The sequence below is a fragment of the Paenibacillus baimaensis genome (genome assembly GCF_025567575.1).
In genome coordinates this window covers 75,346-96,930 of record NZ_JAOQIO010000007.1, presented here as the reverse complement: position 1 = coordinate 96,930, position 21,585 = coordinate 75,346, and the positions used below count along the sequence as shown (strand labels likewise).

General features: G+C 46.4%; 16 protein-coding genes. 14 read left to right on the top strand and 2 right to left on the bottom strand.

Annotation, left to right across the window (positions count from 1 at the left end; all coding sequences use genetic code 11):
• Window positions 1-8 precede the first annotated feature (8 nt).
• Window positions 9-857: a carbohydrate ABC transporter permease gene (locus OB236_RS02200; protein ID WP_262682479.1), complete on the top strand. Its 849-nt coding sequence runs from the start codon at window positions 9-11 to the stop codon at window positions 855-857.
• A 109-nt stretch (window positions 858-966) separates the two neighbouring features.
• Window positions 967-1,968, top strand: a complete 1,002-nt coding sequence (locus OB236_RS02195; protein ID WP_262682478.1) for a Gfo/Idh/MocA family protein — start codon at window positions 967-969, stop codon at window positions 1,966-1,968.
• Between the two features lie 204 nt (window positions 1,969-2,172).
• Here the strand turns inward: OB236_RS02195 and OB236_RS02190 are convergent, their stop codons facing one another.
• Entirely contained in the window at window positions 2,173-3,810 is a 1,638-nt protein-coding gene (locus OB236_RS02190) for a response regulator transcription factor (protein ID WP_262682477.1), read from the bottom strand.
• Window positions 3,803-5,545, bottom strand: a complete 1,743-nt coding sequence (locus tag OB236_RS02185; protein ID WP_262682475.1) for a sensor histidine kinase — start codon at window positions 5,543-5,545, stop codon at window positions 3,803-3,805. The genes OB236_RS02190 and OB236_RS02185 overlap by 8 nt, the downstream gene beginning before the upstream one ends.
• 308 nt (window positions 5,546-5,853) lie before the next feature.
• Here OB236_RS02185 and OB236_RS02180 point away from each other — a divergent pair, with 308 nt between their 5' ends.
• The 12 genes from OB236_RS02180 to OB236_RS02125 all read left to right on the top strand — a co-directional run bounded on the left by OB236_RS02180 (window position 5,854) and on the right by OB236_RS02125 (window position 21,572).
• Complete coding sequence (locus tag OB236_RS02180; RefSeq protein WP_262682474.1) at window positions 5,854-6,594, top strand: helix-turn-helix transcriptional regulator; 741 nt, start codon at window positions 5,854-5,856, stop codon at window positions 6,592-6,594.
• Window positions 6,595-6,633: 39 nt separating this feature from the next.
• Window positions 6,634-7,605 carry an ABC transporter permease gene (locus tag OB236_RS02175; protein WP_262682473.1) on the top strand — a complete coding sequence of 324 codons (972 nt, stop codon included), beginning with the start codon at window positions 6,634-6,636 and terminating at the stop codon, window positions 7,603-7,605.
• Between the two features lie 91 nt (window positions 7,606-7,696).
• Window positions 7,697-8,563, top strand: a complete 867-nt coding sequence (locus tag OB236_RS02170; RefSeq protein WP_144026348.1) for a carbohydrate ABC transporter permease — start codon at window positions 7,697-7,699, stop codon at window positions 8,561-8,563.
• 126 nt (window positions 8,564-8,689) lie between these two features.
• A complete protein-coding gene (locus OB236_RS02165) occupies window positions 8,690-10,399 on the top strand; it encodes an extracellular solute-binding protein (protein WP_262682472.1) in 1,710 nt (569 codons plus the stop codon).
• Window positions 10,400-10,438: 39 nt separating this feature from the next.
• The gene (locus OB236_RS02160) at window positions 10,439-11,788 is read left to right on the top strand and encodes an ABC transporter substrate-binding protein (RefSeq protein ID WP_262682471.1); all 1,350 of its coding nucleotides are present in this window, start codon (window positions 10,439-10,441) and stop codon (window positions 11,786-11,788) included.
• 52 nt (window positions 11,789-11,840) lie between these two features.
• Window positions 11,841-12,710, top strand: coding sequence for a carbohydrate ABC transporter permease (locus OB236_RS02155; protein ID WP_076228117.1), 870 nt, complete (start codon window positions 11,841-11,843; stop codon window positions 12,708-12,710).
• 35 nt (window positions 12,711-12,745) lie between these two features.
• Window positions 12,746-13,618: a carbohydrate ABC transporter permease gene (locus tag OB236_RS02150; RefSeq protein WP_262682469.1), complete on the top strand. Its 873-nt coding sequence runs from the start codon at window positions 12,746-12,748 to the stop codon at window positions 13,616-13,618.
• A 36-nt stretch (window positions 13,619-13,654) separates the two neighbouring features.
• On the top strand, window positions 13,655-14,686 hold the full coding sequence (locus OB236_RS02145) for an amidohydrolase (protein WP_262682468.1): 1,032 nt from the start codon (window positions 13,655-13,657) through the stop codon (window positions 14,684-14,686).
• A gap of 38 nt (window positions 14,687-14,724) precedes the next feature.
• Window positions 14,725-15,594 carry an aldo/keto reductase gene (locus OB236_RS02140; RefSeq protein ID WP_262682467.1) on the top strand — a complete coding sequence of 290 codons (870 nt, stop codon included), beginning with the start codon at window positions 14,725-14,727 and terminating at the stop codon, window positions 15,592-15,594.
• Between the two features lie 253 nt (window positions 15,595-15,847).
• Window positions 15,848-17,980 carry an alpha-amylase family protein gene (locus tag OB236_RS02135; protein WP_262682466.1) on the top strand — a complete coding sequence of 711 codons (2,133 nt, stop codon included), beginning with the start codon at window positions 15,848-15,850 and terminating at the stop codon, window positions 17,978-17,980.
• A 201-nt stretch (window positions 17,981-18,181) separates the two neighbouring features.
• Window positions 18,182-20,092: a sigma-54-dependent transcriptional regulator gene (locus OB236_RS02130; protein WP_262682465.1), complete on the top strand. Its 1,911-nt coding sequence runs from the start codon at window positions 18,182-18,184 to the stop codon at window positions 20,090-20,092.
• Between the two features lie 160 nt (window positions 20,093-20,252).
• Entirely contained in the window at window positions 20,253-21,572 is a 1,320-nt protein-coding gene (locus OB236_RS02125) for a four-carbon acid sugar kinase family protein (RefSeq protein ID WP_262682464.1), read from the top strand.
• The last annotated feature ends 13 nt before the right edge of the window (window positions 21,573-21,585 follow it).

Genomic DNA, 21,585 nt, shown 5'->3' with positions numbered 1-21,585 from the left:
ACCAGAGAATGAACAGGATGCAAGGCGGTCGCATGGTCGGCAAGCTGTCGACAGCCGTCAAGTATGGCGGATTGATCGCTTACTCTTTAATGACATTATTTCCGCTGCTGTGGATATTAAGTATTTCGTTTCGCGATAACGACCAGATATTTACGAGTATCCGATTGATTCCGGAGTCCTTTAAATGGACCAACTATGAGCAGGTGCTTCTGGGTGGCAACATTCCCCGCGCCTTTTGGAATTCTGTCAGCATTACGACACTTTCCATTGTGCTGCTGCTGTTTTGTGTGCTCACGCTGTCGTTTGCGATTTCCAGGTTTCGATTTAAAGGCGCCTCAGCGGTGTATCTGATTTTTTCCGCTGCCGTGATGGTTCCTACGGTGACCATTTTGCCGATGACGTTCAAGCTTTTTAACGATCTACACGTATTTGGATTCAAATATTCGATTGTGTTTGCCTATGTAATTTATGAGCTGCCGGTTTCTATTTTTTTGATGGTGATGTTTATGCGGGCCATCCCGCAGGAGCTTGATGAAGCGTCTGTAATCGACGGCTGCAATATTTGGCAGCTATTTACGAGAGTGATTCTGCCACTCAGCCGCAATGGAATCGTCACGATCACGATTTTAGCATTTGTTGCGTACTGGAATGAATATTTAACGGCTTTGATTATGCTGCCGGATCGGGCTAACCGTACGCTGTCCGTTGCATTATCGTTCACAAAGGATGAGAACAGTGTGAAATACGGGTTAATGGCGGCCTCCGTGATGATCGCGGTCATTCCGATGATTATTTTTTATTCGATCGTAAAAAACCAGCTCGTCAAGGGGATGTCTTTGGGGGCAGTGAAAGGTTGACTTAAGAGTCTGCAACGGATTTTATGAATTATTCGTGCTTTATGTTGAAGCTTCACTGATGTGTTCCTACTATAATATAGAAGAAACAAACGAATCGGGAGGAAATGACATGGAAAAGAAATTGCGCGTGGGTATTGTAGGCTGTGGAAAACATATGTTTGAATTTATTTACACATGTCTCAGATGGACACAGCAGGTTCAGGTAGTTGCTGTTTGTGATATTGACGAAGCCAAGCTCAATCGGTTCTCGAACTACTACAACATTCCGCAGACATATACGGATTATAACGAGATGATTGCCAAGGAATCGTTGGATGCGATCGTATGCGTCATTAATGAGCAGATGCATTACGAGGTGGCAAAGGCGGCTTTGCTCGCTGGAATCGATATTTTTGTAGAGAAAACGCCAAGCTCCACCAGCCAGCAGGCTGAGGAACTGATCGAGCTGCAGAAACAATCGGGCAAGACTGCGATGGTTGGTTTTAACCGTAGATTTATGACTTCGTATGTGATGGCCAAGGAAATTGCGTCACGCCCGGAATTTGGCGGTATTCATATGTATCAATCGCAATTCAACACGACCCCGTATAAATCGGAGGCATACTTTAAGCTGAACCACGTGATTCATCATCTGGATTTGGCTCGCTTCATGATGGGTGAGATTAAGCTGACTCAGGTGCAGCGTGTGTTTATTGATGACAAAAGAGTTGGCTATACGATTTCGTTCCGGTCGGAGTCGGGTGGAATCGGTACGATTCAGTCCGGTTCGCTGTTGGATGAGCTGTATCCGATGGAGCGGCTGGAGCTGATTGGCGACCGTCAAAATGTCGTGGTCGATAATGTGAAGAACCTCGTTTATAACCGTCCTCCCAGCCAAAAGAAGGATCAATTCAAGCCTTACGCGCTGCTTGAAGGTGGCGATACGCTAAGCTGGAATACGAGCCATGGTTTGTATCCGAAGCATTCCTATCATGGCTATGAGGATGAGTTGGTTTACTTTATCGATTGTCTGATGAACGGCCGCAAGCCAGAGCCGAACTACGAAGATGCCGTGCAAACGATGCGTCTGCTGGAGGATATGGAAGTACTGCTGGCTGAGCAGGTGAAATAACGGCGGCTACCCACGAAAGCTGAGTGAACAAGAATTATGGCCGTGCAAGGTCATCCTGAGTGACTCTGCTATCGAGGAAGCTGGATAACAGCAGATAGGCTGGAAAATAAGATACCTGTGGAGGTGTGTTATTTTCCGGCCTTTTCAACAACACCAATGTATCGCTGTGTGCGTGTACTTCGTATTCATAGATGATGCACCGCATCAGGTTTCCCTGCTGCGGTATTCGTCGGGAGTCATGTTGAAATATTTTTTGAATACACGTGAAAAGTGAGAGGGGTTTACATAGCCGGATTTTCGGGAAATTTCATGAATTTTCTCATTGGTTTCGGTTAATAAATGAGAGGCTTTTTCCATTCTTAATCTATAGATGTAGTCACTCATACCTTCGCCTGTTTCGAGCTTGAAGATTTTCGATAAATAGGCAGGATGAAGATACACATGATCGGCTAACGATTGCAGGGACACATCTTGATCAAGATGGGCATGCACGAATTCCTGCACCTTTTGAATAATCGTATGGTGGCTGCCTTTGGTCTCTTTGTCGGCATGATCCCGCAGGGAATCGATCATCCGGGTTCCCCATTTTTCCAAACTGTCTATGGAGGCGAGCGTTTCATGGTCGGTAGCTTTCAGAATACCGATGTCAGCGAATTGTTCCAGCAAAAGGCCTTGCTTGTGCAAGGTTTGCAGTACAGCGGAGCCGAGCATTAGTGCGGTTTCCTGCATATATTCGTAGGTGTAGCCCTTTTTCGTACGGAGCTCATCAATAATGGACATGAACTTGTCTTCGACTGCACTGAAGCGGCCTGCCTCTAGCAGATGAATCAGCATCGGTGGTTCATACAAATTATGCAAAGGTTGAAATTCAGCAGGTGGCACTACATGCTTGGAGCTAATAAAAAAACCATGCAAATTTTCCGGATGTCGACGAATAATGGATATGGAGTTTTGGTAAAATGGATAAATTTGATCGGGATAGCTGCCCCAATCACTGATGAGTACCGATACACTGCCCTTCAGAAACTGAGTCACACTGTCCTGCAACTGCAATGATAGCTTTTCGAGAATTTTACGAGCTTTTTGTTCATTCATTTCGCTGTCCGACAGGAAGCCAGGGTCCTTGGGTGTAATAACAAACACCAAATAATCGTAGATGTCCTTGCACTGCCATAGCTGAAATTTCTCAGCAAAAATTTCTTCGCTAATATTGACGATGCCAAACTCCAGCAAGGAGCGGCTGTAATCATCATAATTACTGAACCCTTGCTCCATTCGCACGAACATCATGGCAAAAAGCTGGTCGCGTTGATCCGGCAGATTGAACATGGTGAGCTTTTTGTTCAACATCAGAGGCGGTATGTATTTGCCCTGCAGCAGATCGTTCAGCAGCGCACTCCGCAACTGCGGCAGATGCTCGCTTAAGGTATACAACGTACGCTGATGAGAGGTGACTTCCTTCCATTCGGTCTCAATCTGATCGATGGCAGTCTGTACGGTCTGGATTAATTCTTCTTCCTTAACGGGCTTTAAGAGATAGGCGACAGCACGAGAAGAGACGGCATGCTGGGCATAGCTGAAATCGGAATGCCCGGAAAGCAATATACACTTGGTTTTACTGGAGAGCTTATGGATCTGGTCAATCAGTTCCAGTCCGGAAATACCCGGCATGCGGATATCAGTAATCACAATATGAATATTTTCAAATTGTATGATCTGCAAGGCCTCGTGGGCCGAGTGGGCCGTGTGTATGGCTGTAATACCCAGATCCTCCCATGGATAGGTTGAAGCCAGATTATCAACAACAAACTTTTCATCATCAACAATTAACAGTTCAAACATGGACAGCTACATCCCTTCTCATTGAAAGTACAGCCTTCACACCGCCAAGCTCTGAATGATCGAGCAATAGACCGGATTCATCACCGTACATATAGATTAGTCTTTGATGCACATTCCATACGCCACAGCCCATTTCTTCTGTTAGCGGCTGTGAGCAGGTACGGCGCAGCTCCTTAAGCTGGATATCAGTCATACCGACTCCGTTATCCTCAACGACGATATTAATGCTGCTCACGCTCATTTCCATATAGATCGTAATTCGCCCCTCCCCTACGAGCGGCTCCAGCCCATGGATGATCGCATTTTCGACCAAGGGCTGCAGCAGGAGTCGGGGGATTGGCAGGTCGAGCATTTCTGGTGGAATCTGAATATCATAATTGATTTGCTGTCGAAGCTGCTGGATGGTCAGGTAGTTGTTCACGAGTCCGAGCTCTTCTTTCAGAGTAGAGCTTTGCTTTTCCACACGTGTTGTATAGCGATAATAATCGCCAAGATTGGTAGCCATAGCTTCGACAGCCTGGTTCTCCCCTAATCTCGACATACTGACAATGAAGAACAGACAGTTATAAAAAAAATGCGGATTTATTTGCGATTGCAGTTGCTTGAGTGTCGCCTCTCGTGAACGCAGCTTCTCGGCATATACCTTTTCGATGAGCTCTTGAATTTCAGCAGCCATCTCGTTAAACCGACTGAATAAAAAATGAAACTCGTTTTTTGGCTGATTGGACAGTCGTGCTGAATAATCGCCTCGTTTCAGCTTTTGGACGTTATTGATTAACTCACGAATCGGCATCTGCACATTTCGATAGAGCACAAAAGATATCGCAGTGCCCAGAATGATCAGTACGATGATAACGGAAAAGAACAAATTGCGGCTTTTATACATCGGCGATAACACTTCATCCAATGGAACAAAATCGATCAGGGTCCACCCTAAAGCATTTGACGGAACCGAGCTGACCATATAAGGCTTGCCGGATATCATAACCTGATCGTGGCTTCCTGAGATGACTGGCTGATGATCCTGGAAATAACGGACTAATTCGGTGATATGCTCGGGATTTCCTTTACGGTTCATAATAGGTTCGAATCCATTTCTATAGAAGAAAGGGTTTCCCTTACGATTTGTCATAAAATCGTCAAGCATATTGCGTAAGTTATCGGTGGAAAAGCTGGTCTCCACGACCAAATTGGCAGTAGACAGGTCGTTCCGGGCACTTGGCGGATCGGTCGTGTACCAGGAAAAGCGATCTTCTGTACTCCGGTTATCCTTGGGTTCGAATATCCATTTGGTAATCAGCTGTTCCTGAAGCTCAGGCAACTTATATTCGATGACCGGATAGGTTGATAACGCAATATTGGAAATCGGCGAATAGACCGAGATATTGTTGCGCCAGCTGCTGGAGCTGCTGAACAGAAGAAGCTTTTCTTCAATCGTCTTTCTCGTTTTGATACGTGCGACATAGCTGCTGATCTGATCCAGCTGACTAATTTCACGAACTCCGTATTCACCGCTTTCATTGCTTAATGTGATCGAGTGCAGAGCCAGCTGCGCAGCTGTATTTTCCACCTGACTCAGAAAAAAGTTGAGCTGACGAATGCTGGAATCCTCGATCTCGTTCTGAATGACCTGTACGCTGGTTTGATACGAATAGCTGTACAGGAAAATAACCGGTAGTAACAGGACAAACATCAATACCATAATTTTTTTGAAAAAGCTCATTTTGAAAGGCATGGAGCGCTTTCACTCCCTTTGAGTGGATTGCTTTCAGTTTATCACGATCCCTTTCGGGAATATAGACGTAGGCGAAGCAGATCTTTAAATGCTTAAAATTAGTACACGTTTCCTAAGAGGAGAATATATGCGTGTTTCCTAAAACCATCTATGATTAACGTAGGGGAACAAACAGTTAACGAAGTGCTTACGAAGTCAGCTTCCATAGGAAGCAAGCAAATGCTTACGAAGTCAGTTTTGCTACGCAAAACTAGGTTGATGCTTACGAAGCCAGTTTTGCTACGCAAAACTCTAAGGAGGAGAATACTTTGATATCTGGAGCGAGAGCAATTGTCTCCACGATAAGTGCTGATGCAGGTTCTGGCAGGCGGGAAATAGAATCCGATTGGTTTGTATCCAGTCTCGCGGATTCACTCCTGATGATTCAGCTGCTGGAAACCAACGACTGGACTGCAGCAGAGCGCAAGCTGCGAGATTTATTTGCCAAGTGGAATGCGACAACAGAGATTACAGGTGAGCATAGGCTGGAGATGTATTATATGCTTTGTATGACCTACAGCTATGCGGCACATCGTCAAGGCAAACAGCCGGAGCTGATAATGGGCAGTAAAACGTCTCAGATGAATGCGAGTCCTGAATTCATATCACTAAAGGAACTGGAGGCATGGGCAATCGGGATATTATTCAAACTAAAAGCAGAGTATGGAGTGGTGGAGCCGTCCAATGTTCCCCATCGTAATGAGACCATCCACCATATTCAACAAATTGTGCAGCAAAACCTGCATGAGGATGTATCGCTGCAGCTTCTCTCGGACAAAGTGAATTTGCATCCCAAATATGTATCGTGGCTGTATAAGAATGAAACAGGAGAAGGCTTCAATGATTACGTACATCGGTTAAAAATGGAGCGAGCTGTCCACTTCTTGCGCAATAGCAGCAAAAAGGTATATGAAATCGCCGAGCATCTTGGCTACCATCATACGTCTTACTTCATACGGGTATTCAAGGAGCGGTTTCACATGACGCCGCAGCAGTTCAGAGATCAATAATGGATGTTATCACACCAGAGACAGAGGAGAGCGCTGGATATGGAAAACGCGCAGCAAATCACGAGAGACGCAGCAATTAAAAAAATTAAAAAAACGGACAAGAAAACAAGGATTAAATGGAATTTTACACGAAATTGGCCTTTGCATCTGATGGTGCTGCCAGCATTTCTGGTCGTGCTGCTTTTCCAATATGGCCCGCTGCCGGGGTTAATTATGGCCTTCCAGCAATATAAGCCATGGCTTGGATTTACGGATTCACCCTTCGTGGGTTTGGATCAGTTCGCCAAGATGTGGGAGTTTCCGCAATCTCGTCAGGTTATTCTGAATACGTTAATTATTGCCAGCTTGAAGGTGTTGTTTCAATTAATAGTCCCATTCGTCTTCGCTCTGCTGCTGAATGAAATTCGTGCTATCGGCTACAAACGGACCATTCAGACCATGGTATATTTGCCCCATTTTTTGTCATGGGTCATTCTCGGGGGCATTCTGATCGATATGCTCTCAACGGACGGTGGTATGGTCAATCGGATTCTGGGTGCTGTATTCGGTATTCAACCGATTTTTTTCCTGGGTAATGGAGATTGGTTCCGGTTTACGATTGTGGTCAGTGATGTGTGGAAGGATTTTGGATTTGCTACGATTATATTCCTGGCTGCACTTGCTGGTATTGACCCCAGCTTGTATGAGGCAGCAGTCATTGATGGCTGTAATCGATTCAAGCAGGTGCTTTATATCACCATTCCCGGGCTGATTCCGATTGCGATTGTGGTCGGTACGCTGTCATTGGGCAGCATTCTGAATGCGGGATTCGACCAGATCTTCAATCTGTACAATCCGCTCGTTTATGGAAAAGGCGACATCATCGATACCTATGTATACAGGGTCGGACTTTTGAGTGGTGATTACAGCTTTGCTACGGCTGTAGGTATGTTCAAGTCGGTAGTCAGCTTCATTCTGATCATGATTGCTTACAGAATGGCGTACGTATTCGCCAATTACCGGATTTTCTAGAAGTCAGTTTCTTTCGAAAACTTAGATTACGCTTACGATGCAAGCTTCCTACGGAAGCTCTCAGGAGGGACCCCCATTGAATCACCTATCCATGCCTTACAAAATATTTTCAGTCTTCAACTATGTATTTATGGGGCTGCTTGCAGTGATTTGTCTGCTGCCGCTTATCCACATTTTGGCGGTATCCTTTAGTGCACCAGCTGCGGCCAGTGCTAATCTGGTCGGTATATGGCCGATGGGTTTTACCGTTGACGCTTATACGAAAACGTTAGCTAACGAAAATTTCTTGAGGGCGCTAATTAACGGCGTCACCCGTACTGTAGCGGGAACCGTGCTATCCATGCTGCTCATTACATTGACGGCGTATGCATTATCCAAGGATAATCGCGATTTTAAAGGCAGAACCTTTTACATGTGGGTTTTTGTTTTTACGATGCTGATGCATGCCGGCCTGGTGCCGACTTACATTTTGATTCAAAAGCTCGGAATGATTAACACGCTGTGGGCGTTGATTCTACCCCATGCTGTGAATGTATTTAATATGATTTTGCTGCTTAATTTCTTTCGCTCCAGCGTCCCCAAGGCTTTGGAGGAGGCTGCCTATATGGATGGAGCCGGTCATTTCCGAACCGTGTTTAACATCTATTTACCTCTTGCCTTGCCTGCTATCGCTACGGTATCGTTATTTACGATGGTCGGTCAATGGAATTCATGGTTTGACGGTCTTATTTATATCACCAAGGCCCAGAATTACCCGCTGGCCACCTTTTTGCAGACGATTATTGTACAGCGTGATTTAACGAGTATGAACGTGAGTGCGGATGATCTGGAGCAGATGAGCGAGCAGACTGTCAGAGCTTCCCAAATGTTTATTGGCGTGGTACCGATTCTGCTCGTCTATCCTTTTTTGCAAAAATATTTTGTTAAAGGCATTGTGATGGGGTCCGTTAAGGAATAGGTAAAAGTAAGATATTTTCAATAGAAGTATAAATTGTTGCCTGACAATGATATAGATAATTTGATATATCTATATCATATATCTTCGGATATACTCGGTTTGAAAACAAATGAATGGGGGATTCACATGACACAAATGTTCATCAAGAAAGCTTTTGTACCGTTGCTGCTAACGTCTGCACTGTTAACCGTAACCGCTTGCACCAAAGAGCCAGTCGCAGCGCCCAAGGTTCCATCTACTGATACAACTGCACCTACGACAGGCATCAAATATACGGCATCGTTCAAGGATGGCAAATATGACCCACCGATCACGTTGACCACAATTAATCAAATTAGTGCGAGCACAACTTTTAAAAATGGCGAAACGATGGAGAACAATGTTCATACCAAATGGGCGAAAGAGCGTCTTGGCATTAATCTTAAATATAACTGGACAGCACCTGCGGCTAATAAGGCGTTTGAAACGAGGTTGCGCTTGGCGCTTTCCGCGAATGAAGATATGCCGGATGTAGTAGCCATTGCTGGCAACACGGCGCTTGCCAATGACCTGATTGATTCGGGTAAATTTATGGAAGTCGGCAAGATGTGGGAGCAGTATGCGTCACCGCTATACAAGAAAGCAGTTAACGAAGATCCTTCGATGTGGTATCCGTTTATGCGTAAGGATGGAGCCTACGGGATTCCCATTCCTGAATACTCCATGAATGATGACACGGTCTTTTACATTCGCGAGGATTGGCTGGAAAAACTCAATATTAAAGCACCAACCACTATTGATGAGATGGAAAAAGTGATGGATGCGTTCGTGAACCAGGACCCGGATGGCAATGGCAAAAAAGACACCTATGGTATGGCAGCTGCTTTCCGTGATTCACTCGTAAGTACACAAGCAACTGCTGGCTGGCTGTTTGGAGCCTATGGAACGATGGCTGAGATTTGGAATGAAAAGCCGGATGGCACCTTGGCTTACGGTTCGGTACAACCAGGTGTCAAGCCTGCGCTCGGGAAGCTGAGAGATTGGGTGGATAAAGGCTACATCCATAAAGAAGCGGCTCTAATGGACGAAACCAAGGCAGCAGCACTGTTCACATCCGGTCGCGCCGGAATTATTGCCGGACCGCACTGGATGACCTTATTTCCATTAGCTGATCTTATGAAGAACGTGCCAGGAGCCAAATTCAAAGCCTACACACTTCCCAAAGGACCTGATGGCAAGCAGGGCCGTAAAGGCAACCTGAACTTTAGCGGATCGGTGCTCATTAACAAAAATGCGAAAAATCCGGAGGCCTTTTTCGTTTACCAAAACTACCTATTCGAGAACTTTGCTTTCCCCGGCAAGGATAGTGAATTCAAATACCAGTTTGCCGAAGGCTATGATTACGCAATTATAGACGGCAAGCCAACCGCAGATACAACCAAGATTCCAGGTGGTCGTGTGATTCCCCAGAAATATACCATTGCGTTTGAAGGCGCACGGATTCCTTCTACACAAATGGAGGCTTATGCCAATCTGGCCAAAGGCAATGGACCAACCAATCAATTCGAGGTCAGATCCAGCTTGATTGCTGATGCACCAAGACTTCAGGCAGCGACCATCAACCTTGCATTGAAGGATATATCTTATCGTGAGAAATATACGGCGCCTCCAACCAAAACGATGAAATCGAGATGGGATAATTTGAAGCAGCAAGAAAAGGATACGTTCGCCAAAATTATTTACGGTGAGGTTCCATTGGATGAATTCGATAACTTCGTAAAAACCTGGGAATCCTCCGGCGGAAATACCATTACGGGAGAAGTGAACGAATGGTACCAAAGCGTGAAGAAGAAATAAAGTAATTTAATGATCATAACTATACGGGAGGTTTTTATTTTGAAAAGAACGTTGGCTTTACTGACTTCACTCCTGATGGTTCTTGTTATGGCTGCCGGCTGCTCAACTTCTGAGCCTGCAGCCGGGGCTGGCAACGAAATGAAGCCCAAGGAAGGGGCTCCCTCTGCGACAGGTCCCGATAAGAACAAAAAAGTGACCCTGCGCTTTGCGACGAACTGGGTGGGCACAAGCCCAATGACGAAAATCGTCAAAGATACTCTTGACCAATTCAAGAAGGATTATCCGAATGTCACGATAGAGGTAGAAGAATCTCCCGGTAATGATCATATTACGAAAATCAAACTGGATGCTGTCAGTGACCGTGTCCCCGATTTTTTCAACTATTGGCGCCTGGACCCGGGCTTTGGACTCGATGAGGTGGCCAGAGCGGGCAAGGTTGCCGACCTGAGCGAATGGGTGAAATCCGATCCGTTCTTCAAAGATCTGTTCGACGAAAGTGCCTGGAAAACCGCTTCGCTAGACGGTAAAACCTATGGTATTCCGGGTACGATGTTCTACACGGCTATATATGCCAACAAGGAAGTGTTTGATAAAGCCGGTGTCCCGATTCCTGCAACGTGGGATGAGTGGTTATCTGCTGTGAAATCACTGAAAGCCAAGGGTGTAATGCCTTTTGGCATCAGTGTTAAGGGCGACAGTCAGGGCGTGCGAGCGTTTGACTATGTATTCAGTAATTACTTGGGCAATGACAAGGTCCGCGATATGATTCTGGGTAAAGAGCCGTTTAACACACCGGAAACATTGAAGGCCGCACAAATGGTCAAAGAGCTGCTGATCGGCAATCTCCCGGAGGACGCCATTGCGATTGCGAATGATGTAGCTGTATCCAAATATTTGAACACAGGTAAAGCTGCGTTGTTTATCGACAATTCTTCAGCAATTAATAGCATAAAACCGGAAATTCAGGAAAAACTGGTTGCTTTGAAATTCCCATTGATTCCGGGCGGCGCGCAAAAAACGCAAAATTTTGAAAAGGATTTAACCCAGCTGTTCTATATGGGCTCCAAAGCCTGGAACGATAAAGACAAACGTCCATACCTGGAAGAGCTGCTGAAGCGCTTTGCTTCTCGTGAACAAGCCAAAATTTATGCGGAAGTCGGTCAACAAACCGTTCCTCAGCTGAGTATGAATATCGACCCTGCCAAATATGGGCGTTTGGCGACAGACGGACTTAAAAACGCACAATCAGCGCCAGGTAACAAATGGCTTCCTTCCTACATGAGTCCGGATCAAAGAGCCAAATTCGAACCGTTAATCAGCGCTTATCTGGGAGGCGAAGGGACACCGGAGCAATTTGTTCAGGAGATGGATAAAATTTTCAAGAAATAAGTACGGCCTGTTAGCTTGAATGGAAGCCGCAAGTCAGGAGGGACACTGCTTAATGGGACAGCTCAGGTTTCGAAACACGATTATTTATTACATGCTGCCGGCGCTCATTTTGTACTTTATTTTCTTCATCATCCCATTCTCCAGAACGTTTTATTACAGCTTTTTTGAATGGAACGGGTTTGGCAAAACCACCTTCGTCGGTTTACAAAATTATGTCAAGCTGACGAAGGATGAGCTGTTTCTGACCGGGATTGGCCGGGTGCTGCTATGGGCAGGTTTGGCTATACTTTTGAAGGTCGGCTCGGGACTTGTACTTGCCAGTATGCTGCGCCGCCCGATCAGGGGCTCGAAATTTTTCTCGGCTGCTTTCTTCATGCCCGTGGTCATTTCTACTGCTGCGATTGCGCTGATGTTCACGTTGATTTATGACCTGGATGCGGGATTATTGAACACCATGTTGCGTGCGATCGGACTGGAGAGCTGGGCACGAATATGGCTGGGGGATAAGCATACTGCCTTTTATGCGGTCATTGCCGCACCGATTTGGCATACGATTGGTTATTTCTTCATTATTTTGTTAGCGGGCATGCAAAATATATCCGAAGAAATCTACGAATCAGCCACCATTGATGGCGCGAACGCATGGGTACTTTTTTCAAGGATCACGGTTCCGTTGGTATGGCCGATTTTGCAGATTTGTATGATTCTTGCGATAACCGGAGCGATCAAAAACTTCGACTATGTTTTTATCATGACCAAGGGAGGGCCAGGCACCTCTACACAGGTACCGGCCACCTACATGTACGATACGATTTTCGTCGGATTGAAATATGGTTATGGAACCGCGATCGCTTTTACAATCTTCCTGTTTTCATTAATTGTCACCTTGGTGTTCCGCAAATTAACGACCTTCAAGGATTAAGTCATTAGGTTCACATGTGAGGAGGTGGTGTGGAAATGGAAATAACAGCTGCCAAGGTGAAAAGTATGCAGGCAAGCCGCTCTATAACTAGCAGGTTAGCCACGTGGATCAAGTACGCAGTACTGATTGTACACTCCCTGTTTACTTTAGTACCTCTGATCTGGATATTAAGCAATTCGTTTCGTGATACGGATCAGATCTTGACCAGTATTCGTTTTATTCCGGAAAGGTTCGATTTCAGTAATTATATGAGTGTGATTACGGCATCCAACATTCCCAAAGCGTTCTATAATTCGGTCAGCATCACATTGGTCAGCTTATTACTGCTCTTGGCAGTTGTGCTTCCGGCTTCGTTTGCAATTTCGAGGTTTCGCTTTAAGGCCAGTGGATATATCTATCTGTTTTTCTCGGCGGCGATCTTTGTACCTGGTATTACGATTCTGCCCATGGTGTATACGTTGTTTAATGATTTGCATCTTCTTGGGTACAAATATTCGATTGTTCTGATGTATGTGGTGGGCGAGCTGCCGATTGCGATGTTTCTGATGGTCATGTTTATGCGGGCGATTCCCCACGAGCTGGACGAATCCGCGATTATCGATGGAGCTACCACCTGGACGCTGTTCTCCAGAATTGCTGTGCCCTTAAGCCAAAATGGGATTGTTACCGTGTTAATTTTGACCTTCGTGGCGATCTGGAATGATTATTTGCTAGCCTTGATTATGCTGACGAACAAAGCGTACCGTACCTTGTCTGTCACGCTGGCCTTTACGAAGGATGAAAATGGAATTAACTACGGAATGATGTCGGCGGCTATTATATTTGCGATCGTTCCGATGATCGTATTTTATCTGGTCATCAAGGACCGTTTAATTAGCGGGATGACCTTAGGCGCAGTTAAAGGTTGACTGTGACTTTTTTTTAAATGGGGGTGTGGTTTCACAATGCAGTCGAAGATTACAGATGCCTATGCTCACTTTGGGCAGCCACGCTTTGGTTCTTTGGACCAGCTTATCAGTTATATGGATAATCATCAGATTGAGCAAGCGGTAGCGGTGTTGGGACCACGAGTCCCTGATTTCTCTATCATCAGTGAAGCGGCAATCCGGTACCCGGATCGTATTCGAGCGGTCGGCATTCCTTTTGGAGAAACGAAAGACGAGCGGATTGAGGCGGTGAAGCTGCAGCTGGACGTTGGAGCGATGGGTATTCGTCTTGAAACACGTGAAGCTGTGGAATACCCGAAAATACTGGAGCTGATTGGGGAAAGCGGCTGCTGGGCGTATGGAATCGGAGCCTGCCTGAATCAAAGGGTGGCCGAGCTGTATTTGAGTTGGTTGAGCCAATATCCTAAGGCCAAGCTGGCTGCTCCGCATTTTATGTACCCCGATTTCTCACCTGAAGATCCGGATAAATCGGGTGGCAGTATCCAGAAGCTGATGCAGCACGAACGATTTTATGGCATTTTTGTTCGTAATGCCGGTATGGCGGCTTCAGTTCATCCCCATACGGCTTATAAAGCTTGGATGGAATATGTGTATGAGCAGTGTGGTCCCAACCATTTGATGTGGGGAAGCGAATATCCGGTACTCTATTGGCGCAATGAAAATGCGAACGCAGCGATGGATATGTTCAGAGGGTTTCTTAATTGCAATGAGGAAGAGTGGAAACGGATTGTCAGCACGAATGCTATCGAGCAGTTCTTTACAGGTGCGGCTCCCATTAGCACCAAGGGCTTTATAATGGAATCGTTGGAGAATCAGGATTCATCAGTACAGAAGCTGGTTATACCGGAATGGGTAGAACAGCAGTTTGAGCGTAACCGTACAATCCCGTATTTTCCCAAAGGGATAGATCTTCCGGTTAAGGTTTGCGTTGCCATATTGGAAGGATACTTGCATTCACCTGAGTTTGCATCAGGCAGAAGCATGTCTGAATATATATTTAAACAATGGACCCGACAAGTATCATCCTAGCAGTGGTCCTAAACAGAGAGTAGGAGGAGTAGGAAGCAATGGAATATACAACTTTAGGAAAAACAGGGGCAACCGTGAGCAGGATTGGTTATGGAGGTGCGGCTGCCGGACTAAAAAATTATTTGCACACCTTTGACCCGACTGACGGAGATGACCGTAAACATCTGTTCGAATCCATAGAAGCTGCCCTGCAGGGCGGGATCAATTATTTTGACACAGCGCCGGGATATGGCAATGGTGAAAGCGAAGAGATTCTGGGTTCAGCGCTCCAAGGCGTCACCGAAAGCGGTTCGTACCCGCTGTTTATTGCTACAAAGGCCAATTATAAAACCCGTGGCAAACTGCGCGAATCCGTCGAGCTTAGCTTGACAAGACTTCGCAGGGACCGAATTCAGCTGCTGCAAATCCATGGAGATTCCTATACTGCCGAGCAGGCTGACAACATCCTGATGGATGGGGGGATGGCCGAGGAGATGCTGCAACTGAAGCAAGAGGGTCTGGTTGAGCATATCGGCTTCAGCAGTGAGGATAACAATGATTCCGTGTACCGTTTCATTCGCAGCGGCATGTTCGATATGATGCAGATTTGCTATAACTTTATTTTTCAGCATGGCTACGAGCCGAGCCGTCCTTTTGGCAGCCTATTGGAAGCGGATAAGGCAGGGATGGGCATCGTGACGATGAGAACACCGACCTCTGGCACATTTCAACGCTGGATTCAAACTGTGAATCCGGAAAATACGTTCGATTACACACCTGCATTGATTCAATTTGTATTATCAAATCCATATGTCGATGTAGCCCTGATGGGGATGCGTGACAAATCTATTGTCCAGAAAAATATCGCCATTTGTGAGGATAAAGCTGGCCGTATCAGTCTGGAAGCACTCCATGAACGGTACGTCTAAGAGTACGTGTGTAAAAAGTATATCGCTATAGAAGTTCGGTGAATATAGAGCGGAGCGACCAAATGATCCTGGAGAAGCGTCAGCGTTCGCCTTTGAAATCGTGAATATACCTTTTAATCTCATCCAATTTCACGATTTCAACAGCGATCGGAAGGATATTTGGTCGCGCAGCGGAACTTATTCACCGTACTTCTAATGTTCAAGCTGTTCGAACGTTTTGCAAATTCAAATGAAATATTGGAGGAACAACAGCATGACTGAAAATAAACAATGGTATCAAAAGCAGCTGCGGATATTGCAAACGGTACTGCGCGAGCCGGATGTAGTGGATTATGACGCTGGCTCCGTCGTTAACTATATGGAACAAATACGTGCGAACTGCATCATTATTAATGGCGGCGGAATCGTCGACTTTTTCAGACATAATCTCGTTACGGCGAATCCGAATCCATTTATGACCAAGGAGGATCTGCTCAAGGATCTGGTAGAAGCGGCTCATGCCAAAGGAATTAAAGTCGTGGTCCGTGTCGATTTCCGTGGTGTGGACAAGAAAATCTATGAGCTGCGTCCCGATTGGTTCGCTGTCAATGAAATCGGTGAGCCGAAGACACGCGATAATCCGCTTCACTCCGCAATTTTTCAGCCTTGCTACCAGAGCACCTACCGTAATGAGCATGCGTATCGGTTCATCGATGTGCTGTTTGAAAAATATGATATTGATGGGATTTGGGAAAATTCCTACAGTCAAGGCGGGATCTGTTATTGCAAGAGCTGCTCGGACCGATTCCGTAAGGAAAGCGGTCATGAATTGCCTCGTGGCGGTCAATTCACGGATAGCCATTACGATGAGTACCGCGATTGGAAAGCAGCCTGCGTGATGGAGCATCTTCGTGATTGCCGTGCAGTTGTTAAGAAATATGGCGAAGAAAAAGCCTATGCAGCTGAAATATTCGGTTTATACCATGATCGCTTTAAGTCGGATGGACATGATCTGTATGCGATCAAGGACCACTTTGATTTCCTGGTCACCCCTTTGTTTACAGCCAACCATGAGCCTATGAACGGTCCTTCGACGCTGATCAAATTTTTGAAAAGCTTGTCGCCGGATAAGGTTCCGGTTATGCTGTTTGGTCACCTGGGCACGAATAATGATTTGCGCTATATTTCCTCCGCCAAGCAGGAAACAAGGTTATGGATGTGGGAGGCTATCAGTGCAGGTGGTTCATTCTGGAATTGCGTATTTAACGGACAGCATCCGGGCGCAACCTATGACCGCAGAAATGCGCTGCTGAGCGCCGATATTTACGATTATATGGAACGTAACGAGAACCTGCTGACCGAGCAGACAACGGTTGCTGAAGTCAATGTCTTATACTCACGCGCAACGAATGCAGCATTCGGTAACCCGAATCGGAGCAAGGATGCCTATTTGACACATTTAATGGGTCTGGAGCAAGTATTAAATGATCAGCATATTCAATATCGGCTGCTGACGGATGATAAGCTCAGTCTGGAGACACTCCAAGCGGCCAAAGTGCTTATCTTGGCAAATGCTGCATGCCTGTCTGATGAGGAAGTCGAAATCATCCGCAGCTATGTACGCGGTGGCGGTAAGCTGATTGCAACCAACCTGACCTCGTTCAGTACGCCGGAGGGTACGAACCGCCCTGATTTTGCATTAAGTGATGTATTTGGCTGCTCGTTTACAGGCAGTGTCAAGGACAACTCCCAATATGGCTATCAGTATGTAAAAGAAGCTCACGCTTTGACTAAAGGCTTTGAGGATACTCAACTGCTTGCGAGCTGGAGTGATCAGTATCTGGTTAGAACGAATACGGATACAGCACAAGCTTTGCTAACGTATGTGCCGCAGATTTTCCCTCAGCCACCGGAGCGCTCGTGGCTCAGAAGCTATGAGACGGATTATCCGACCCTGATATTAAATCCATTTGGTGAAGGGGAATCGATATTCTTCCCTTACGGTGTGGATCGTAATGTGTGGCTCCATGGACATAATGATTTCAACGAGCTTCTAAAAAACGCTGTGGATTATATGCTGGGTGAGCAACATTTGATCCGCTCGAATGCGCCGCTCAGTGTTCATTTTAGTCTTAATCATAGCGGTACCACAGAGGGAGAATATGTGCTTCATATCGTCAATACGACAGCAGCTCCACGCCGTCCGGTTCTGCAGACGATTCCAGTTACAGATATCGAGGTTGAGATTGTGCTGCCTGTCCAGCAAGTAGCTGAATTCAGAATCCTTCAAGGAGATGCTGGAATTGAACTGGTTCGTACTGAACCTGCTGGCGATGGGCAAATCCGGTTGTTTGTCCGCATTCCGCGTATTGAAGAATATACAGGCATTTACATAGATGCCCGGTAGGTGAAGGACACCGTACAAGTAGGAACATATAGGAGTCGGAAAAAAGAGTTGGAAAAGCCGATACTGTCTCGCTGCGAGATAGCTCGGCTTTTTCTTTCCGTCTGTTGTATAATCAACATGATGAAATATGCATCAATGATCTGACGGTTTGTAGGCGTAATGTTTATGGACTGTCGTTATTTGAATCATGGAGGGCTTATCATGTTGAAGTTTTTGTTAATTGCTCCTTATCGCGGGATGAAGGATCTTTTGGAAGATATACCGACAGCGCCCGACTACGAGGTTCATGCAGAGGTTGGTGATCTGAAGCAGGGGCTGAACATTGCAAGGACAGCTGAGCTGCAGGGTTATGACATTATTATAAGCAGAGGCGGAACCGCACAACTAATCCGCAGCCAAGTGCAAATTCCGGTGATCGAAATAACGGTCAACGGCTATGATATATTACGTTCGCTTACTTTGGTTAGAGGATATCGGGGGACGATTGGCATCATTGGATTTCCCAATATTGTGGATGGAGTGGACACGATTGCCGAGCTGCTTGACATTCAGGTCATGACCTTCATTATCCATCATGAGCATGAGGCGGAGGCGGCGGTTAATAAAGCCAAGGAGCTGGGCGTCGATCTCGTGATTGGCGATGTGGTTACGGTGGTCGTCGCCGAGCACGCGGGTGTTCGGGCGATTCTGATAACGTCTGGGCGAGAAGCGCTGCAGGAATCGCTGCTGCAAGCCGAGCAAATGGCTAGAAAGAGGCAAGCAGAAGCCCATCATAGAGTGTTAATGAAATCGATACTGGATGCTTTGCAGCATGGAGTTGTTTATGTCGATGCCGAACAGAACGTGAAATTTTGCAATGAACAGGCTGGACGTCAATTAGGGGTAATAGCGACGACAGCGGTAAATATGAAATGGGCTGAGCTCATTGCCAGCACCTCCACTTCCCTGATTTATACAGATGTAGGTCGTTCTGCAGACAGAACCAAAGGAGCAGACAGAACAGATAGAACGGCTGTACGCAGCAGAACAGATTCGTTTAAACTCCAGTGGGCTAACCCGACAGAGGACCTTATTCTTGTGATAGAGCATTCTTTGGCGGAGCAAGGAACGATCTTTGAGCTGCATGAAAGCCAGGCGATTGAAGGTCTGGAGCGGCGGGCCCGCAAGGTAAGGGAAGACAGGCTTTCACCGCCCAGGAGCAGGTTCCAGCAATTCGTGCAGACGGATCATATCAATGACGCCTATATGGATAAGGCCAAACGTTGGAGTAAACAACTGTATCCGATATTGATTACTGGAGAGCCAGGGACAGGAAAGAAGACATTAGCCGAAGCGTTGCATAATGACAGTCCTTATCAGTCAGGACCCTTTGTCCTGCTCGATGCGGGTAGCTGTACAACCGAGCAGCAGGACCAACAGTTGTTCGGCCGTTTGGACCAGGATAGCTCCTTGCTGCGTCGTGCAGAATCAGGAACGCTGCATATCCAGCGAATTGAGCAGCTTAGTCTTCCTGTTCAGCGTAAGCTTGCAGCGGCATTACAAGCTTCCCATGCAGCTCTGATTCATGATGATCGGCCGCCGTTTCGGTTTATTGCTTCCACAGCTGCAGATTTGGCGCATCAAGTGAATCTGGGTGAATTCGACCAGCAGCTGCATGTACAGCTGCAGATTTATTCGCTTCATCTCCCACCACTCCGCAGCGTAACAGCAGAGCTGGATCATATTGTATTTTGGTATTTGGCAGAGATGAACCGAACCTTGGGCAGTCAGGTGCTGGGAATTAAACCAGATGCATTGAATCGGATGACAACATATGAATGGCCAGGGAATTTTGCCGAGCTGCAGCAGGTACTCAAGCTGATTATCGAGACGTGTGAAGGTTCTTTTATTACGCTGCAGCACTTACAGCCGATATTGGACAGCTTAATGAATAAACAGGACAAGACAACGAATAGCAGTCTGGAGCAGTTGATCGGAGCAACGCGGACCCTGGAGGAAATTGAGGCTGATATTATACGTTTCGTTCTTGAGCAGGAGGGCTTTAATCAATCTGCTACTGCCAAAAGATTGGGGATGAACCGTACCACGCTCTGGCGTAAGCTAAGCCCATGAGTCGTGCCCTGTACGATTATAGCTATTACAAATGTCACAAATTAAAAAAATGTTTAAAAATGAAACACAATTCGTATTTCTCGCCGTTGTATTATGAAACGCTGATTTGATAAGATGAGATCAGACAGCAAGTGGAAAAGGAAAGTAGGCGGGTACGATCATGGATAACGTCATTATTCTTTCTGATGATTTAACAGGGGCAAACGACTCCGGCGTTCAGTTCGCCAAGCACGGAATGCCTACAGTTGTTTGCATCGATGACAGGCAAGTTCTTACGCCAGCTAATTCCGGTACAACGTGTGTTATGAATGTGGAAAGCCGGTCACTTACACCGGAAGCCGCATTCCGCAAGTGGAGCGAGCTGCTTGAAACTCAGGATTTGAGTCAGTTTCAGGTCATTATGAAAAAAATAGATTCTACATTGCGTGGAAATATTGGCAAAGAAATTGAAGCTCTGATGAGCACAGGGCAGTTTGACCTGGCCATCGTAGCCCCTGCCTATCCGCAGAAGGGGAGGCTGACCATAGGCGGTTATCAGCTGCTTAACCAGCAATTGCTTGAAGATAGTGAAATTTCACGGGACCCGAAGTTTCCGATTATGAATTCCAAGATTTCTGATATCATCGGTGCTCAATCTTCGATTTCGGTGGGTGAAGTTGAAATTCGTTCAATCCGCAGCGGCAGACTGGCTATGGAAGTACGCACGCTTCAGCAGCAGGGAACACGTGTCATTGTAGCGGACAGTGCCACGCCTAATGATTTGCAAATCATTGCTGAGCAATTCGCGGGCGAGCGTGTGTTATGGGTAGGCTCTGCAGGGCTGGCGGAAGCACTGGCTAATCGTTATCCCAAGCTTGGATTTCATAGGCTGGAGTTGAACGTTGAGAGGTTTGATGTCGAGAGAACTCAAGACCAGGAGCAGCTTGCCGATCCTACAGCTCCTGTACTCGTTGTGGCAGGAAGTGTCAGTCAGGTTACGAGACAGCAGGTAGAGACACTGAAGCTTAATGGCTTCCGGTCATTGGTGATTGATCCGCTCCTGCTTCTCGGTATTAGCGATCAGGAAATGGCTGAGCTCGTACAGGAAGCGCGGCAGCTCATTGCCTCAGGCGAGGATCTGGTTGTAACTACGGACATTTCCAATGAGGCCAAACTTCAAGTGGTTGATTATTTGCAGCAGGCTGGTTTAAGTGCACTGGCTGGCGGGGATCTTATCGCAGACGGTATCGGAAGACTGGCAGCAGCGGTCATTACCCAGGAAAGGCTTGCCGGTGCAGTACTAACGGGTGGCGATATTGCCTACCGTGCCTGCACACATTTGAACATTGCCAGCTTGGTTATTATCGGTGAGGTGGAGGAAGGCTTGCCGCTCTGCAAAGCTGAAGGCAGGGTCTCGATTCCTCTGGTCACAAAGGCGGGGGCTTTCGGAAATCCTAATTCTTTACTGCAGGCAGCAAAAGTTATCAGGGATAGAAAGTAGTCATTGCCCAAGA